At 36.0% G+C, this 15,188-nt stretch carries 18 protein-coding genes; 4 read left to right on the top strand and 14 right to left on the bottom strand.

Annotated elements, in window-relative coordinates:
• Nucleotides 1–48: 48 nt before the first annotated feature.
• The 4 genes from M313_RS0121145 to M313_RS0121130 form a co-directional block, all read right to left on the bottom strand.
• Nucleotides 49–708 (bottom strand): hypothetical protein, encoded by a 660-nt coding sequence (locus M313_RS0121145; RefSeq protein ID WP_010199951.1) that lies wholly within the window; start codon nt 706–708, stop codon nt 49–51.
• Between the two features lie 113 nt (nt 709–821).
• Nucleotides 822–1,124 (bottom strand): hypothetical protein, encoded by a 303-nt coding sequence (locus M313_RS0121140; RefSeq protein ID WP_010199950.1) that lies wholly within the window; start codon nt 1,122–1,124, stop codon nt 822–824.
• Nucleotides 1,125–1,266: 142 nt separating this feature from the next.
• A complete protein-coding gene (locus M313_RS26705; RefSeq protein WP_010199949.1) occupies nt 1,267–1,395 on the bottom strand; it encodes a hypothetical protein in 129 nt (42 codons plus the stop codon).
• 3 nt (nt 1,396–1,398) lie between these two features.
• Nucleotides 1,399–1,671, bottom strand: a complete 273-nt coding sequence (locus M313_RS0121130; protein WP_010199948.1) for a YgiT-type zinc finger protein — start codon at nt 1,669–1,671, stop codon at nt 1,399–1,401.
• A 311-nt stretch (nt 1,672–1,982) separates the two neighbouring features.
• Between M313_RS0121130 and M313_RS0121125 the strand changes: the two genes are divergently transcribed.
• Nucleotides 1,983–2,204, top strand: coding sequence for a hypothetical protein (locus tag M313_RS0121125; RefSeq protein ID WP_010199947.1), 222 nt, complete (start codon nt 1,983–1,985; stop codon nt 2,202–2,204).
• A 279-nt stretch (nt 2,205–2,483) separates the two neighbouring features.
• On the opposite strand, the gene M313_RS0121115 is transcribed toward M313_RS0121125, so the two are convergent.
• From M313_RS0121115 to M313_RS26020, 5 genes are all read right to left on the bottom strand, one after another.
• Nucleotides 2,484–2,768, bottom strand: coding sequence for a hypothetical protein (locus M313_RS0121115; RefSeq protein WP_010199946.1), 285 nt, complete (start codon nt 2,766–2,768; stop codon nt 2,484–2,486).
• A gap of 13 nt (nt 2,769–2,781) precedes the next feature.
• A complete protein-coding gene (locus M313_RS0121110; RefSeq protein WP_010199945.1) occupies nt 2,782–3,228 on the bottom strand; it encodes an HIT family protein in 447 nt (148 codons plus the stop codon).
• A gap of 5 nt (nt 3,229–3,233) precedes the next feature.
• The gene (locus tag M313_RS0121105) at nt 3,234–3,836 is read right to left on the bottom strand and encodes a GNAT family N-acetyltransferase (protein ID WP_010199942.1); all 603 of its coding nucleotides are present in this window, start codon (nt 3,834–3,836) and stop codon (nt 3,234–3,236) included.
• A gap of 228 nt (nt 3,837–4,064) precedes the next feature.
• Nucleotides 4,065–4,379, bottom strand: a complete 315-nt coding sequence (locus tag M313_RS0121100; protein WP_010199940.1) for a hypothetical protein — start codon at nt 4,377–4,379, stop codon at nt 4,065–4,067.
• Nucleotides 4,380–4,670: 291 nt separating this feature from the next.
• Nucleotides 4,671–4,835, bottom strand: a complete 165-nt coding sequence (locus M313_RS26020; RefSeq protein WP_010199938.1) for a hypothetical protein — start codon at nt 4,833–4,835, stop codon at nt 4,671–4,673.
• Nucleotides 4,836–4,947: 112 nt separating this feature from the next.
• Here M313_RS26020 and M313_RS0121090 point away from each other — a divergent pair, with 112 nt between their 5' ends.
• Entirely contained in the window at nt 4,948–6,336 is a 1,389-nt protein-coding gene (locus tag M313_RS0121090) for a reverse transcriptase domain-containing protein (RefSeq protein WP_010199936.1), read from the top strand.
• Nucleotides 6,337–6,454: 118 nt separating this feature from the next.
• On the opposite strand, the gene M313_RS0121085 is transcribed toward M313_RS0121090, so the two are convergent.
• Genes M313_RS0121085 through M313_RS0121065 form a run of 5 tightly spaced genes read right to left on the bottom strand, consistent with a single transcriptional unit; the run spans nt 6,455 to nt 11,634 of the window.
• The gene (locus M313_RS0121085; RefSeq protein ID WP_010199935.1) at nt 6,455–7,333 is read right to left on the bottom strand and encodes a phosphorothioated DNA-binding restriction endonuclease; all 879 of its coding nucleotides are present in this window, start codon (nt 7,331–7,333) and stop codon (nt 6,455–6,457) included.
• On the bottom strand, nt 7,323–7,664 hold the full coding sequence (locus tag M313_RS0121080; RefSeq protein ID WP_010199933.1) for a nucleoside triphosphate pyrophosphohydrolase: 342 nt from the start codon (nt 7,662–7,664) through the stop codon (nt 7,323–7,325). Before M313_RS0121080 ends, M313_RS0121085 begins: the two co-directional genes overlap by 11 nt.
• A gap of 21 nt (nt 7,665–7,685) precedes the next feature.
• Nucleotides 7,686–8,072 carry a hypothetical protein gene (locus tag M313_RS0121075; RefSeq protein ID WP_010199931.1) on the bottom strand — a complete coding sequence of 129 codons (387 nt, stop codon included), beginning with the start codon at nt 8,070–8,072 and terminating at the stop codon, nt 7,686–7,688.
• 60 nt (nt 8,073–8,132) lie between these two features.
• Nucleotides 8,133–9,173, bottom strand: coding sequence for a 5-methylcytosine restriction system specificity protein McrC (locus M313_RS0121070; protein WP_010199929.1), 1,041 nt, complete (start codon nt 9,171–9,173; stop codon nt 8,133–8,135).
• Nucleotides 9,151–11,634 (bottom strand): DUF8426 domain-containing protein, encoded by a 2,484-nt coding sequence (locus M313_RS0121065; RefSeq protein ID WP_010199922.1) that lies wholly within the window; start codon nt 11,632–11,634, stop codon nt 9,151–9,153. The genes M313_RS0121070 and M313_RS0121065 overlap by 23 nt, the downstream gene beginning before the upstream one ends.
• Nucleotides 11,635–11,804: 170 nt before the next feature.
• On the opposite strand from M313_RS0121065, the gene M313_RS0121060 reads away from it, so the two are divergent.
• Together M313_RS0121060 and M313_RS0121055 are read left to right on the top strand one after the other, a co-directional pair.
• Nucleotides 11,805–12,203, top strand: coding sequence for a (deoxy)nucleoside triphosphate pyrophosphohydrolase (locus tag M313_RS0121060; RefSeq protein ID WP_010199921.1), 399 nt, complete (start codon nt 11,805–11,807; stop codon nt 12,201–12,203).
• A gap of 20 nt (nt 12,204–12,223) precedes the next feature.
• Entirely contained in the window at nt 12,224–15,115 is a 2,892-nt protein-coding gene (locus M313_RS0121055) for a DEAD/DEAH box helicase (RefSeq protein ID WP_010199920.1), read from the top strand.
• Nucleotides 15,116–15,188: the final 73 nt, after the last annotated feature.

The raw sequence follows: 15,188 nt of genomic DNA, 5'->3' as shown, positions 1-15,188 counted from the left end.
AAAGGCTCAGAGTTTATCGCTCTAAGCTTTTCTCTTTTTAGTGAATGTTTACTTCTTAATAAATAGTGCTTTTAAAATTGTTTTTGCCATTGACTCTGATTCTCTATGGATACTGACCCTATCTAAAAAAGGAAAATCATTTGGAGTAACTGATAACTTTGCAAGTGGTCTTATTCTTTCTTCACATACCCACTCATCTCTAATACCACCTTGTCTAAAATGGTGCTTTGGAAAGAAATAAATGGTACCGGCTGTCCAAGAATTTCCTACATCATCATTATTCACAGAAAAATAATAATAACGTTTAATTCCTTTGTTGGTAGGTACAGTTAAACAAAGGTTTCTTATAGAACCTAAATATCCTTTTCTATTTTTTACGGAAAAAAATAACGACCATACTCCGTCAGTTGAGGCAAAAACAGCTTTTATAGGTTTACCATTAAAGAGCGAACTATTTCTTGGTTCAAAATCATTTATTAAGGCATTATTAGAGCCGTGCACTAATACATTTTTATTCTCAATAACGTAGTTCAAAAATAAAAATAATGGGTATTTACTCTGAAAAGGAATATAACTGCCATCCCCTGCTTCTATGTATTTTTGAAACATTTCATCAAACTCATTAATCGCGTCCTCAGGCAATTTTAACTCTTCTATTTTTAAGAGTTGGGTTTTATCAAGTATGAACTTTTTTATAATGCTCAGCATTCATATATTCCCCCTCTTGCATACTTCAAAGGATTCCGTTTTCGTCCACATTATCTGAACTACTTACGTTATGACCTGTAGCTTTTTTAGTTTCTAAAAGTATAGAAGACCATTTAATAAAAGAAAAAGAAAGAAACAAAGCATCCCAGAAGTATAGAACATGATGCAAGGAAAAAAGGGTTTATGTAACTTATCTTTTCTTCATTAGAGGATGAAGCAAATCCCCCTAGATTCTGAACAGCTACAGTAGCTGCTCCAAATGTAGAAGCACCACCACTATACGTGATAAACGCAGCGACAATACTTGTAATGAAGGCGACATTACTAAATCGAAAGCCAAAAAAGTGGGAGATCATGAAGATAATACCGAGTAAGACAACTACGGTTAAGAAGAAATAGAGAAAGAGCTTTTTCATTTGTATGAACCCCTTTCTAAATGAAGTGATTTAGATAATATACGGTTTTGAAGTTGGAAAGTTCCATAAAAAAGACCATAGCTAATCAATTAATGAGCTATGGCAATTAATATAGTTCTCTTATCGCATTCAATTTTTACGTTCATCCAAACATCCCTTTAATTGATCTTATAACCTTTAAAGCTTCTTTGTTCTTTTTCTCCATCTTGGTTTCTCCTTTTAGCCTGGTTAGTTTCTTTGGATTCGCCTTCAGTACTTTAGGTTTCTCCATTCGCTATCCCTTCTTTCTTCTATTATTATACTGACTTAAGCTACAATCAAATTCGTTTTCATTTGTATTCTCGTAATGTTTTACAGCCATCTTGTAGTATTCCACAAGGTCTCTCGGACTGAATGTTATTTCATTACATTGCTTACATTCAAAAACAGGGAAATTATGGATAACCAACTCGATATCTTCGAATTCTTCTTCGATGGTGATTTTTGCAGGTAGAGCAAACTCACCGCACATGCACTCTCTACTTGTCACCGGTTTTGTATCCCGCATACTTGATCACCCTTTCAAAGTTAACTTTATACATATAAATATAGTTATTTATTCCCATGATGGACATCGACGACACTCTATATTCAAAGAATATTCAACCGATAATTAAACATCTTCACATTTTCACCCTGATAGGATAAATGCTCTGCTTGCCAGTACCGTTAGCACTTAAAGTAAGAAATTAATTATTTTGTATGATATTAACTACTAATTGATGGTTATGTTAAATATAGTAATAGATAACTTATTGAAACGATGTTAGAGTAACGCATTGTAAGATATTAAATTTACACAAGGAAGGAGTCACATGGATGGCTAATTTAGTAAAAAAATTGAATTATGACCGCCCATTTTGTGATCAATATCATGAAGTTGAGGTTTATAATGAAGAGTCCCAGTCAGTAATAGAAGGAAATATTGTTACACATGAAGAAACTTATTATTTCTGCCCTAACGAAAATGAAGAGTTTATCCCAGCAAAAGTTATGTACGAAAACTTGTTGTCAGCAAGAGAAGCATATAGAAAATTATAGAGAAAGCTAATTTACTTCAGCCTATTGAATTGTTACAAAATTAAGAGGGAGGAATTATACGCTTATTGAGCAATAATCCCTCGCCTCTTAACTCTTTATATCGACAGGATCATTAGTTGTTGAACTCTTATTTTACCCGTTGTTGCTTATGAAGAAATACATAAAATTTAATAGTACAATTATTAGAATTATTGCTACTATAATTTTCTTCATAAAAGTTCCTCCTCTTTATCTCTTATATGACCAATATCAATAGAAAAAAGAAGTTATTCCTGGCGGCTAATTAAAACTATTATTCTTTAACATAGACTCCAGTAAATCCAGTTCCCTAACAAGAGGCTCTTCATAACTTTCAACTAAGTCAGTCTCTAGATAAGCTCGCAAAGCCCCGTTTATATGGTGCTTAAATACTATCGTTTCTTCACCTGATTCCAGGCTGGATTTTAAAGCTTGCAATTTATGTAGTAAGGTATCCAGAAATGCATGCTCTCTTAAGTCACTTTTATGTATTACTAAATGAATAACCTTCTGAATCTGTAAGATAATCTGAGTTTGTTCCGTCATAAGTAACACCTCATCATAACATGGAACCTTTCCTTATTTCCTCGATTACCTCCACCATCCTCCCCCTAACCCGCTCCAACTCCCTAACATCCACTTCCCCCACAACTTCCTCCCTATAAAACTCTCCAAACCATTGCCCCTCATACCTCGGTACCACATGCATATGGTAATGAGTCAGATCATTAAACACTCCACCATTTTGGTTAATGGTAATGCCGTCTGGTTGGTAGAGGCGCTTCAAGGCTTTGGATATTAATATAGAAGCTTTCATAATTGCATTGGCCGTTTCGTCATCGAGTTCGTCGACATCTAGGTAATGTTGTTTGGGCAGGATTAAGGTATGACCCTCGTTAAACGGGTCGTGGTCTAGTAAGCATGTGACATAGTCATCTTCGTAGACCATATAGATGGTTTCGTTTTTGTTGGCTAATCGGCAGCCTAGGCAGTCTTCATGTGCCATCTTCCTCACCCCTTTACATTCAAAATAAACCCTTTATCCCCAAACCCCTTACTAAAATACTCCCCCTCCAAGATCCCATAAATCGCACAGTCCTTATACTGACCTTTGGAATTCCGAATCATATCTCGCACAATCCCCTCTTGCACCATCCCTGCCTTGCTCATGATGCGGCCGGACGCTGGGTTGTCGGTGTTGTGAGCAGCGGCAATCTTATGCAGATTCATGTGCCGAAAGCCAAATTCGATCACGGCGCGCAGCGCTTCTGTGCCATACCCCTGATTCCACCACCGGTAACCGAGGGAATAACTCACCTCGCAATTTCCGGTTGCCTCATCAAAGTCATACAAATCAATCTCGCCAATCAGCTCTCCACTATCCTTCAACTTCACTGCCCAATAACAAAAATCTTCCTTCTCATATTGCGAAACAATACCCGCCACTCTCTCAACCGTCTGCGAAACATCTGTATGCGCCGCACTCACTCGATTGTCCGACACCCGCTCATCTGAAATCCAGTGATCAAACACCTTCTGGGCATCGCTGAGCTCGAACTTTTCCAAGATTAGTCGTTCTGTTTCTAGTTTTGGTGTTCCTATGTATGTAATCACTTTGCACCTCTTTAGTGGGACGAAAATCACTAATCCCTTCTTTTTCTATATTTCATTTTTCGACACAACTTGAATAAATCCTGTTTTTTCCTTTTCAAAAAAGAGAGGAGCAGCCTAATAGACCACTCCTCTTGTTCCCACTACGTATTCAACACACAGATTCTATTTCAAGATCACAGTGGGGCATAAACTACACCTCAGGAAGCATCAGAGTAACTAAACATTTATCTAATCATAAAAATACTCAACTAAGTATGTATCTGCTTCATCACTTAACTCTTGTAAACTTTTAATATTCCTTTTTAAAATTCTATTTTTAAATGAAGGAACAGTATGAAAATAGTTCCACACATTATCTACTGGCGCTACATATATAGCTTTACGTGATTTATTCACTATATCTTCCTTGATGCAACCATCTACTTCTTTAAGAATTGCAAGTGCTTCATTCGCCTTTACCCTTCTTCCATAAAAAAATACCAAATATTTTTCCAATTCCTTAGAGGTCATGTTTTTCGCTGCATTTATTTTAGCTTTAGTCATAATTACCACCTTTTTTTCTCTAATTTTAGATATGAATGAAAAGATAAATTTAGATTAATAGTACGTGCAAGCAAATACCGTAATTTTACCTTAAGTTGCTAATCGCAATATTCAGATAACCCCAAAAATTTACAATTACAATCCAATCTTATTTAAATTATTGTATTATTGATTACATTTCAGGTTCAGTAGAGGCGCGGGTACTATACTGAAAATAATCTGTATTGCTACCATAAACTATATTTGACGGAAAATGTAGATAATAATTGAAAAACTCTAAATTTTGTATTATCATTGAAATAATTCAGTAATGAAGGCGCCTTGCAATTTTGGTGTGAGGGAGATAAGTTTCCGTTTGTCAAGCTGAATTATCTTCAGTACTTCGACAAATAACCAGACTACTTCTACGAGTGTAACCAACATTTCCACCTCTGGGAGGTCAACTAAACTTATCACAGTTATAATGTACTCCTTTATATTATAATTGAATTGTTTAATGAACCAGTGGTCAACGGGCCATTCAAATCTTTTTTGGATCCCAACAATGTATGCTAGGAGGTTTACTGTTATGAAACAGTGTAATAGGCCACGACAATTACATAACCTCCCTAGCTCTTCTGAGATTGACTGGTCGAAATATGAATCTACGAATTATCTACATTTTGACTCTCCTATTTACATTAATCACATAAAGAAAAACATAACAAATCCCGGATGGGTTAAATCACATTCCTTTTTACCCTCAATACATTTTAATATTACCTTCAATAAGTATGTAACAATTTCGAAAGATAAAGCCCTTCCTCCCAGCCAGAGAAAAGAGAAAAAGAAGAAAGTACGTGAAATCTTTTATGCTAGTCATCAAGACCGCTTTATTTATAAGTATTATGGAGACTTATTAAATCACGCTTATAACAAATACGTAGAAATAAACGAAATAGATGACGTGGCTTTAGCATACCGGAATAACAAACCAGGTAAAAACAATGTAGATTTTGCTTATGAAGTTTTTGACTTCCTTTTATCACAAAAGAAAGCAATAGTTATCTCATTAGACTTCACTAAGTTCTTTGATTATATAAACCATCTAGAACTAAAGAAAAATATCAAAAATGTACTTGAGGTTGATGAACTTCCAGAAGATTGGTATAAAATATACAAAAACCTTACTCAGTTTACTTATGTAAATAAAACTGACGTAGATAACTACCTAAAAGATCATTATGGTATTAAAAATCTTAATGAACTTTTAGAGAATAAGAAATTAACCAGAATTATGGATTCAACCGAGTTTCGACAATTTAAAAAGAAGCATTTATATAAAAATAAAAAGCCATTTGGAATTCCACAAGGTTCAGGTATGAGCGCCGTTTGTTCCAATGTTCATTTATTAAATTTTGATAAACATGTTAAACAATGGGCTAAGACTCATAATGCTCTTTATAGAAGGTACTGTGACGACATGATTTTAGTTATACCCACTGAAAGTATCTCCTCAAAAATTTTAGATGAACTAAAAAATGGAGTATTTGATCTAATCCAGCGCTATAAATCTAGTGGGTTAAACATTCAAGAAGAGAAGACTGAAATACGTATCTTTAAGGACGGGGGAATTTTTGATGAGAAAGGTACCAAAAGCTCTTTAGACTACTTAGGAATGGTTACAGATGGTCAGGTTGTTCGGATTAGAGAAAAAAGCCTATTTAAGTATTATTGTCGTGCTTATCGTAAAGCCTCATCCATGCGTCGCGTTGGTTTAGCAACAAAGCGAAAAAGTCCCCGAAAAGAATTATATAGAATATATACCCATTTAGGATTCAAGTATAAGGACAGAGGAAACTTCATTACCTATGCCTATAGAGCACATAAAATCATGTCAAAGCTACCAACAAAAAGCTTAATTCGTAATCAAGTAAAACGACATTGGATAAAAATTCATAATAAGCTCTTACAGTAATTAAGCCAGTGGTGTAAACTCCACTGGCTATACCTATTCAACAATGATTTTAATTTTAATATATACTCCTTCTATAGCTCTCCTATTCATGACTTAAAATATATTTCCTCTATATAAATTAATTTACAATATACCTCTCTGGCCCCTTAAAGACTTCCTTCACATGCCAGTAAATGAAGTCATCCTTTGGGTAGTAATTTGTCTCTATCGGTTTTAATATCTCATTTCCGTGGTATCTCATCAGCCATTCATCAAAGCCATTGGTGCCATGCGCATCCTGTGAAACAATCATTCTACAATCATTGTTAATGGTAAAAACGCCTCTATCAAAAAGCTTATGGTGCAGGGAGCATAGGGCAATACCGTTCTCCTCGACATCTGGGCCTCCAGCTTGGTGCCACTTGATGTGGGCAGCTTCTACTCCAACCAGCGTATGTGCCAGCCTGACATTAAACCCACAAACAGCGCAACTATACCCGTAAGCTCTAAGTATCTTATCTCTAAATTTCGAGTCTCGCTTTCTCTTTTTGGTATAGGTAAATGAGAAGTCCAGTCCAACCGCACTCAAAATATCATCATGTATGGAAGCAGGAAAATGTTGCTCAAGAATTATCTGAGCAAGCTCCGGAATAAGATTCATATTGTCTTTTAACGTCTTATATACATCAGGGATAAAACCACCTGCAACAGCTTCCTCAATCAACTTTCTATTATTTGGACTTGATAGGTTAACAGGCTTATCCAATTCCCAAATGCCATCTCTCGAAAGTCTTACAAACGGTTCTTCCGGATGATATGACTTCCTGATCGGTCCAAAATCCACTAACAACTGCTTAAGATCCTGTCCTGCTTGCTCATAAGGTAAAAATCTCGGATTGCCTTTCTGCAATTGTCCCAATGCATACAATAAGAGTAAAGGTTTATGTGGAGCCCTTTGATTCCCCTTTTTCCAAATGGCTAGGTTGCTAATTGAGTTTTTTATTTCATCAAGATTCATTCTGCTTACCATCCTCGACTTCTATTAAAAATACCTTCTCTTGGAATCCTCCACGCTTATCCGCTTTTTCTTTTCGAACTTCCTCTACTTCTTCCATAGAAAAACCATGATAGTTTGCTAGAGCATGGATAACTTCTAGGAGATCAGCTAGCTCCTCCACTGCTTCCTCGTTTGATTTGGCTGCGCAGTACTCGTCCAGTTCCTCATAGCTTTTTTGTTTAAGGCATTTTATGTAATCATCGTCATTTAATCTTTCTATTGTGTACTTTTTTCCTGTCGCTTCAATGATTTGTGGTATTTTGTCTCGGACTAGTTTGTTGTAGATGGGCATATTACATACCTCCGTTAAGAATTACTTTCTCAAAATGATTTCTTCGTTTACCATCCATAGAAGATACTCTATTTTTCTATTTCTTTCATTAGCATTCTTTAATAAGGGCATACTAGTTTTAAAGATTCCATGAATCAAAGTTGTTACTAACGCGAAACATATTACAATATAATATATTTGCAGATTAACAAAGGATTTATCAATCGCTGGTAGTAAGAGAGCTAAGGTTGTAATGAATATAGCCAACGTAGTAAAATTATTAGTAATATCTTCTTTCTGACATTGAAGTAGGATCTTCACTTTCTTTAAATCTCCAATTGAACTTATCTCTTTTAATAGGTTATATGCAACAACCTCATTTTCCACATCTAGTAATTCTTTGGTAGCTTTCTTTATGCTTTCTTGCATCACAAACTTTTCTAGCTTTAAACCTATATCTTTCCATTTCTCCTTTGTTGCTTTAATGTCTTACTTTCCCACTACCTCCAACAACCGCTCATGTATCCCCTGCCACTCTCCATTCAGATCCACCGTACAAACCCTAACATCAAACCCATGCATCCTGTATTTCAAGTCAACCTTCTTATGAACCTCTGGATACAACAACACACCACCCGCTTTTCTACCTGAGAAGTATTCTTCATTCTTTAAGTAAGCAAAAAGCTGATACAGGTGGGCACTTCTCACGGTCTCTTTTTCCCATTGTTCAGAGAAGATATCCTTATAAAACTTTGTATCTATGATAAATTTCTTGTTATCATATTCCAACGAAATATCTGTAGTCATTTTTGGTAGGAGTGTTGTCTCTTCTCCTTCTGCTGGCCAATACAATGATTCGCTCTTCGCTTTAGATCCTCGAATTTCTTTTCGATAAAAGTTCTTCACGAAATCCTCAAAAAGTTTGGCTAGCTTTCGGTGTTCTCGGGAATAGTCTTGGAATTGTTGTTCCGCTTGACCTTCATGGAGTAAGGAGTTTTCCCAGATAAACTGACTGATATCTAGCAAAAATTGATAATGTTGATTGTTACGGTGTAACTTAATCTCATTAAATAACCTACTAGAAACCTTAATCAATGAAACATCACTAAAATAAGGAAGGATTTTAGTGATTTCTTCTTTACATCCTCTCTCTAATTGATCCAATTTCGAAAGATGGTATAAGGTAGTCTTAATAATTTGGTTATGTAGGATGTCATGGGTCATTTCATCTTCGAGGATGTGCAGTTTACCTCTTCTGTAAGAGAAGGTTTCCATTGATTCCTTAAAGAGGATTTTTCCTCGGATAATACCGGACTCATCCGTGGTTTGGATATACTCCTTGTAAAAGCCCTTTTTAATAAGGGCTTTTACTTTAATCAGCAATACTTTACTTAGCAGATTTACTAGGTCATTCTCATCTTCTCCAAACACAGAAATAAAGTCCTTTTCTTGCGGGTGGTTCCAGGCATAGGCAAGCATGTAATAAATGTTTTTAATCGGTATACGGCTATGATTTTCGGATGAGATCATCGACCTTATCCTCCTGGTCAAACCAATATTCTGCAAGCAATGGTTTTATTTCCAACCGAACTACTCGTTCATACCAAGCTTGTTCATCTGTTATTTTCCCATCTGGAGAGAAATAGCTGTGGCCAATTTCAAACCCCTTACCTAAATTCACCACATCACCGGCTATTTCCTCATTCACTTCTTGCATAAAGGAAATGATTTTCTCAATGAACCCTTGACTGACACCTTTTGTCTTCAAAAATTCTGTAAACGCAGGTGTGGTAAAGCCAGGTACGATATCAATAAAAGCAAAACGTCTTCTAAGGGCATAATCAACAAGTGCTAACGAGCGGTCCGCTGTGTTCATTGTTGCTATCACGTAGACATTTTCAGGAATATAGAAGGTTTCTTCTCCCTTGCTGTATGCTAGCTTAATGGCATAGTTACTTCCGCGCTTATCTGCTTCAATAAGCATCATCACTTCCCCAAAGATTTTGGAGAGGTTTCCACGGTTAATTTCATCAATAATAAAATAGAAGTTCTCTTCCGGCTTCTCTTTTGCTTTTTTACAAAATGCATAAAACAATCCATCTTGCAGTTTGAAATGACCTTCTTCATTTGGCTTAAATCCTCTAATAAACTCTTCGTACGAGTAAGATTGATGAAACTGAACCATTTCAATGTTTTCTGGCTGCTTTTTCTGCATATGCAAATAAGCAAGTCGCTTTGCTACAAAGGTTTTCCCAACACCAGGCGGTCCTTGAAGAATGATGTTTTTCTTGTAGTCTAGCGACTCAATGGAATCTTCAATCTTTTCTAAATCCATAAAAACATCTTTGGAGATATCATCTACTGTGTATGGTTTTACTTCTGGTTCTTTCACCATAATATCTGGTTGCGGAGATACTCTATAGGGATCCTTTTCTTCAATCCGGTTTAAAATTGTCTCCACAAACTCTTCATAATCGGTGATATCCGTTAGTGTCTTCATATTAACCGGTAAGTCGGAGACATCCCATTCCCCTTGCTTTTTCCACTCCACCTCACGAACAGATTGTTGGTACCCATTCTCAGGATCATAGTGATAATCAGATGTAATTTCCCCCATCGCAATGATTTTACTAACGCCACGTTTTATGAGGACAATGTCTCCTTCCTTCATCTCGCGGACAAACTGTTCATTGGCAAGAGCATCATTTGTCGGCGTGTGCTCTGTGTTATAAAGCTCCCTTAGCTTTTCCGTAATTTCTCGTTTGTTTTTATACTTCCGCAAATCACCTAGCTTGTTCCAGCCAATTGAGATGTTGCCTTTACTAATGTAATTGTCCCAGAATTTATTGTTTTCACCAGCAGACATTAACCAATATCTTGGTGCAGCAAATTCTTCTTCATCTTCCACTTTCACTTTACTCTTTTCAAAAACAAAGCTTAGAAATTGGTCTACTTCATAGTTAACCGGCAAGTCAGTAAAGCGGCCTACTATCGTTTCGTACTTATTAGAAAGTTGGTTTGTCTTCAACACATTCTGGAATTTCATGAATTTTCGTGCAAAAGTATCTCCACGAATATACCCAGGATCAAGTCCTAATACATTCTCTACCGCTACTCTGTCTCTTTGGTTATAGAAGCAGTATTCTTCAGGAAAAATGTTTCCTATAATCTCACTAAGCGCGTTGACACTAATACCAAAAAGCTTATAATCCTCATGTTGCAAAAACTTATCCATTCTTGTTTCAAGAGGATCTTGCCCGTGAACGAGGTAATGGAAACTACTACGATATTTCTCAATAGGAGCATTCATAAAACCAAAAGCCCTGCTACGCGCAATAGCCATTCGGTAACTATTTACATGGGCACCGATCTTCTGAAAATCCTCCCACTCCATGTTCAAAATAAATTCTGGATCTTTATATTGTTGGAAGTAGTTATATGCCTTTGTTATGTACTCCACTTCCGTCAAAAAGTTATCTGCCTCTTGCTTATAGTATTGAAGGTAGCTTTCTAGTACATCCATCTTTGTCTTTTCTTCTAGCTTAATAGGATTGCTCCAAAACCGATCTATGTAACCAAACTCTTCATCAGTCAATTTATAATTCGTCATTTGCGGTGCACGAATAATTAATAGTTGGCTAGTCTCCGGGATTTCCTTCAACTTGTGACGCAACAACATTCCCTCTTCTTCTGATAGTCTACAATCAAGAACCATTAACTCAACAGAAGGGTAATTGTCCCCTACTACATTTGGTTCATTTACTACCTCTGTTAAAGCGATAATCCCCCCACTATTTTTCTCCTCACCATCAGATCGCCATATAAAAACCTTGTCACCAACCTTAATGTCATTACTAAAGTGTTTCTGCCTTATACTCCAATCAATCACATTTCCTTTTCTTACATAATCATTAATATCATGAAGGTGTGGGTACTTCTCATTATCTATCGTAAACCGCTGTGGGTTTCCTTGAAAAATCCAGAATGACATACTTGTTGCCTCCTTGTTTCTTCTTTATGTAATATATTTCGACAAAAAACCAGCATTTTCCTGCTTAAACAGGAAATTCGCTGGATAATTTATGCTTTTCCCCTTTACTTATCCCCTCCACTAAAATAAGCTAAAATTATATTAAGAAATGTAATAAAGGTGGTTCTATCATGAAAAAAACAGTACATGTAGTTGGCGCAGTAATTGAAAATGAGAAAGACGAATTCTTCTGCGCTTTAAGAAGTCCGGAAATGTCTTTACCTAACTATTGGGAATTTCCAGGTGGAAAGATTGAGGTTGGAGAATCTCCTGAACAAGCGTTAATTAGAGAATTTAATGAAGAGTTTGCTTGCAAAATTCACGTGGGATCAAAAGTAGAAGATACCACTTACGAATATGACAAAGTTATTGTCCGACTTGAAACGTATGAAGCAAAGCTTGTCGATGGAAAACCTACTGCACTTGAACATGCTGAGACAAAATGGGTACCAAGACAAGACCTTTTAAAGTTGGAGTTTGCTCCAGCGGATATTCCTGCAGTAGAGAAGCTTGTTAAAAAACAAAATTAAATGAAATGATGTGGGGTTTAGTGGAGCAATTACAACTAATTCAAAAGATTGAAAACTCCCTTTACAAGGGCTTTATCGATCAAAGCAGGCCAGTGTCTGCACAGTTTAAACCAAAGCTTTTAACAAACAAACATCATGAAAATGTACTATCTACATTACTCCAAGAACTGAAAACATGTAAAACCTTTACTTTTTCTGTTGCCTTTATTACAGAAGGTGGTTTAGCAACCTTAAAAACAATGCTCTATGACTTAAACCGAAAAGGAATAACAGGTCGTATATTAACTTCAACATTCCTAAACTTTAACCAGCCAAAAATGTTTAAGGAACTTCTCAAACTAGACAATGTTGAAGTTCGTCTAACAAGTGAAAAAGGCTTTCATTCGAAGGGCTACATCTTTGAGCATGATGACTATTACTCTTTAATTGTCGGAAGCTCCAATTTAACAGATAGTGCATTAAAGGCTAACTATGAATGGAATGTATTTCTAACTTCTTTAGAAAGTGGAGAAATCATTAACCATTTTAGAAATCAATTTGAGGATGCTTGGACAGCAGCAATGCCTTTAACAGATGAGTGGATAGCTAATTATAACCAACATTATGAACTGCAACCTTTTGTAAAAAATTCAAGTACCAATGCTTTGGAACTTAATGCTGCGTACCTAACTAATGCACTCTCTGATAGCCTATTAATTCAGCCAAATAAAATGCAAACTGCCGCATTAGAGCAACTAAAAGCTGTTAGGGCAAAAGGTGCGCAGAAAGGGCTAATCATTTCCGCCACGGGGACAGGTAAAACGTTTCTTTCTGCTTTTGATGTAAGGAACTTTTCACCTAGCAAAATGTTATTTATCGTACATCGTGAGCAAATTTTGAAGAAAGCCATGCAAGATTACCGTAAGATTCTCGGTGGGCTTGAAGATGAATTTGGAATTCTTTCTGGTAACACAAAAAATGTTGATGCTAAATACTTGTTTGCAACAGTCCAAACTATTTCTAAAGATAACTATCTTCAACAATTTGAGAAAGACCAATTCGATTATGTCTTAATAGATGAAGTACATAAAGCAGGAGCTCAATCTTATCTCAAAATAATCAATCACTTCACACCAAAATTCTTGCTTGGCATGACAGCAACGCCTGAACGAACTGATAACTTTAATATCTATGAGTTATTCGATTACAACATAGCATATGAAATCCGCCTTCAAGCAGCATTGGAAGAAGATATGCTTTGTCCCTTCCACTATTTTGGAGTATTAGATTATGAACAAAATGGGCAAATGATTGATGATGCAACTGAATTGCGAAAATTAGTTTCTACAGAGCGCGTAACTCATATTATTGAGAAAATAAAATACTATGGATTCTCAGGTGATCGTGTTCGCGGATTAATATTTTGCAGTTCAAAAGAAGAGGCTAGGACCATATCTGTAGCGTTGAATGAAGAAGGACTAAAAACACTTGCTCTAACAGGGGACAATTCACAGGAAGAGCGTGAAGAGGCAATTCAAAAACTAGACAGTGGTGAGCTGGAGTACATATTAACCGTTGATATTTTTAATGAAGGAATTGATATTCCTTTCCTAAACCAAATTGTGATGCTCCGCCAAACACAATCGAGCATTATATTTATCCAGCAGCTTGGACGTGGTTTGCGTAAACACGATTGTAAGGACTATGTAACGATCATCGATTTTATTGGAAACTATAAAAATAACTATCTAATTCCAATTGCTTTATCAGGTGATCAAACACTAAACAAAGACAACATCCGACGTAAAACAGTTAACACGGATTATATTCAGGGTGTATCTACCATAAATTTTGAGGAAATTGCTAAGAAGAAGATCTTTGATGCAATTAACAATACTAATTTATCCACTCTAAAGACTTTACGGGATACGTATACAGAAATGAAGAATCGCCTAGGTCAAATCCCTACTCTTTATGACTTTATAAAGCACAATTCCATCGACCCTGAAGTTATAATTGGATATTCAGGTAACCACTATCAATTCCTGTTGAAAATGAAAGAACCTGTTCCTTCTATTACAGATTATGAAGAAGCTGTCTTGAACATGATTTCGAAAGAGTTTATAAATGGGAAACGCCTCCATGAGATCCTCTTAATTGAAATGTTGCTGTCTGATGAATCTGTTTCGAAAGAAGCATTTATTGATAGGTTAAGAGATTTCGGTACCTATGTAGATGATGCGACCATCCGATCTGTTGAAAACATTTTTTCACTAAGCTTTCATGTACAAAACGATGTGAGGAAATATCATAACAGGCCAATTATCGGAATTAATGATGGAAGATATCAATTTAACCAACAGATACAGGATAGTTTACGTGATTTCAATTTCAGAAATTATATTGAGGATATTGTTAAGTGTGCTTATGTTAAAAATGAGAAGTACGACAAATCAAGGGCACTTACATTGTTTGAAAAATATTCACGTAGAGATGCCTGTAGGTTATTAAATTGGCCTAAAGATGCTTCCTCTACTATATATGGTTACCGCATAAAACATAACACTTGTCCGATTTTTGTTACGTACCATAAAAAAGATGAGGTAGAAACTAGCCAAGCCTATGGAGATGAATTCTTAGCTCCTGAATTATTTAGGTGGTTCACTCGTAACAGATTAACACTTGATTCACCAGAAGTTAAAAAAATCTTAACATATAAAGATACAGGTACGGCACTTCACCTGTTTTCTAAAAAGGATGATGGGGAAGGCACGGATTTTTATTATCTTGGTCAAGCAGATGTTGATCTCGAAAGTCCAAAAAATGAAACCATGCCTGACGGGAAAGGAAAATACCTGCCTGTAGTCACGATGAATTTAGTTTTAGAACAGCCTGTGCAGTATGATATATATCATTATTTGGTGGAAGAATAATAGAAATAAAATAATAAAACTCGAAGTTGGTATTTTCTCTTCGAGTTTTTCGTTGTTAATAATAAAGCACTCG

It is taken from the genome of Bacillus sp. m3-13 (genome assembly GCF_000175075.1).
GTDB classification, from domain to species: domain Bacteria; phylum Bacillota; class Bacilli; order Bacillales; family Bacillaceae_I; genus Sutcliffiella_A; species Sutcliffiella_A horikoshii_C.
This window is presented reverse-complemented; position numbering and strand designations above follow the sequence as displayed.

What these genes read in the sequence shown, in the direction of transcription:
- M313_RS0121085 (WP_010199935.1), bottom strand. Translation starts at nt 7,333, where the DNA reads ATGAATCTTGATGAAATAAAAAACTCAATTAGCAACCTAGCCATTTGG.
- M313_RS0121060 (WP_010199921.1), top strand. Translation starts at nt 11,805, where the DNA reads ATGAAAAAAACAGTACATGTAGTTGGCGCAGTAATTGAAAATGAGAAA.
- M313_RS0121080 (WP_010199933.1), bottom strand. Translation starts at nt 7,664, where the DNA reads ATGCCCATCTACAACAAACTAGTCCGAGACAAAATACCACAAATCATT.
- M313_RS26705 (WP_010199949.1), bottom strand. Translation starts at nt 1,395, where the DNA reads ATGGAGAAACCTAAAGTACTGAAGGCGAATCCAAAGAAACTAACCAGG.
- M313_RS0121140 (WP_010199950.1), bottom strand. Translation starts at nt 1,124, where the DNA reads ATGAAAAAGCTCTTTCTCTATTTCTTCTTAACCGTAGTTGTCTTACTC.
- M313_RS0121110 (WP_010199945.1), bottom strand. Translation starts at nt 3,228, where the DNA reads ATGGCACATGAAGACTGCCTAGGCTGCCGATTAGCCAACAAAAACGAA.
- M313_RS0121130 (WP_010199948.1), bottom strand. Translation starts at nt 1,671, where the DNA reads ATGCGGGATACAAAACCGGTGACAAGTAGAGAGTGCATGTGCGGTGAG.
- M313_RS0121100 (WP_010199940.1), bottom strand. Translation starts at nt 4,379, where the DNA reads ATGACTAAAGCTAAAATAAATGCAGCGAAAAACATGACCTCTAAGGAA.
- M313_RS0121070 (WP_010199929.1), bottom strand. Translation starts at nt 9,173, where the DNA reads ATGATCTCATCCGAAAATCATAGCCGTATACCGATTAAAAACATTTAT.
- M313_RS0121075 (WP_010199931.1), bottom strand. Translation starts at nt 8,072, where the DNA reads ATGCAAGAAAGCATAAAGAAAGCTACCAAAGAATTACTAGATGTGGAA.
- M313_RS0121145 (WP_010199951.1), bottom strand. Translation starts at nt 708, where the DNA reads ATGCTGAGCATTATAAAAAAGTTCATACTTGATAAAACCCAACTCTTA.
- M313_RS0121065 (WP_010199922.1), bottom strand. Translation starts at nt 11,634, where the DNA reads ATGTCATTCTGGATTTTTCAAGGAAACCCACAGCGGTTTACGATAGAT.
- M313_RS0121115 (WP_010199946.1), bottom strand. Translation starts at nt 2,768, where the DNA reads ATGACGGAACAAACTCAGATTATCTTACAGATTCAGAAGGTTATTCAT.
- M313_RS0121090 (WP_010199936.1), top strand. Translation starts at nt 4,948, where the DNA reads ATGAAACAGTGTAATAGGCCACGACAATTACATAACCTCCCTAGCTCT.
- M313_RS0121125 (WP_010199947.1), top strand. Translation starts at nt 1,983, where the DNA reads ATGGCTAATTTAGTAAAAAAATTGAATTATGACCGCCCATTTTGTGAT.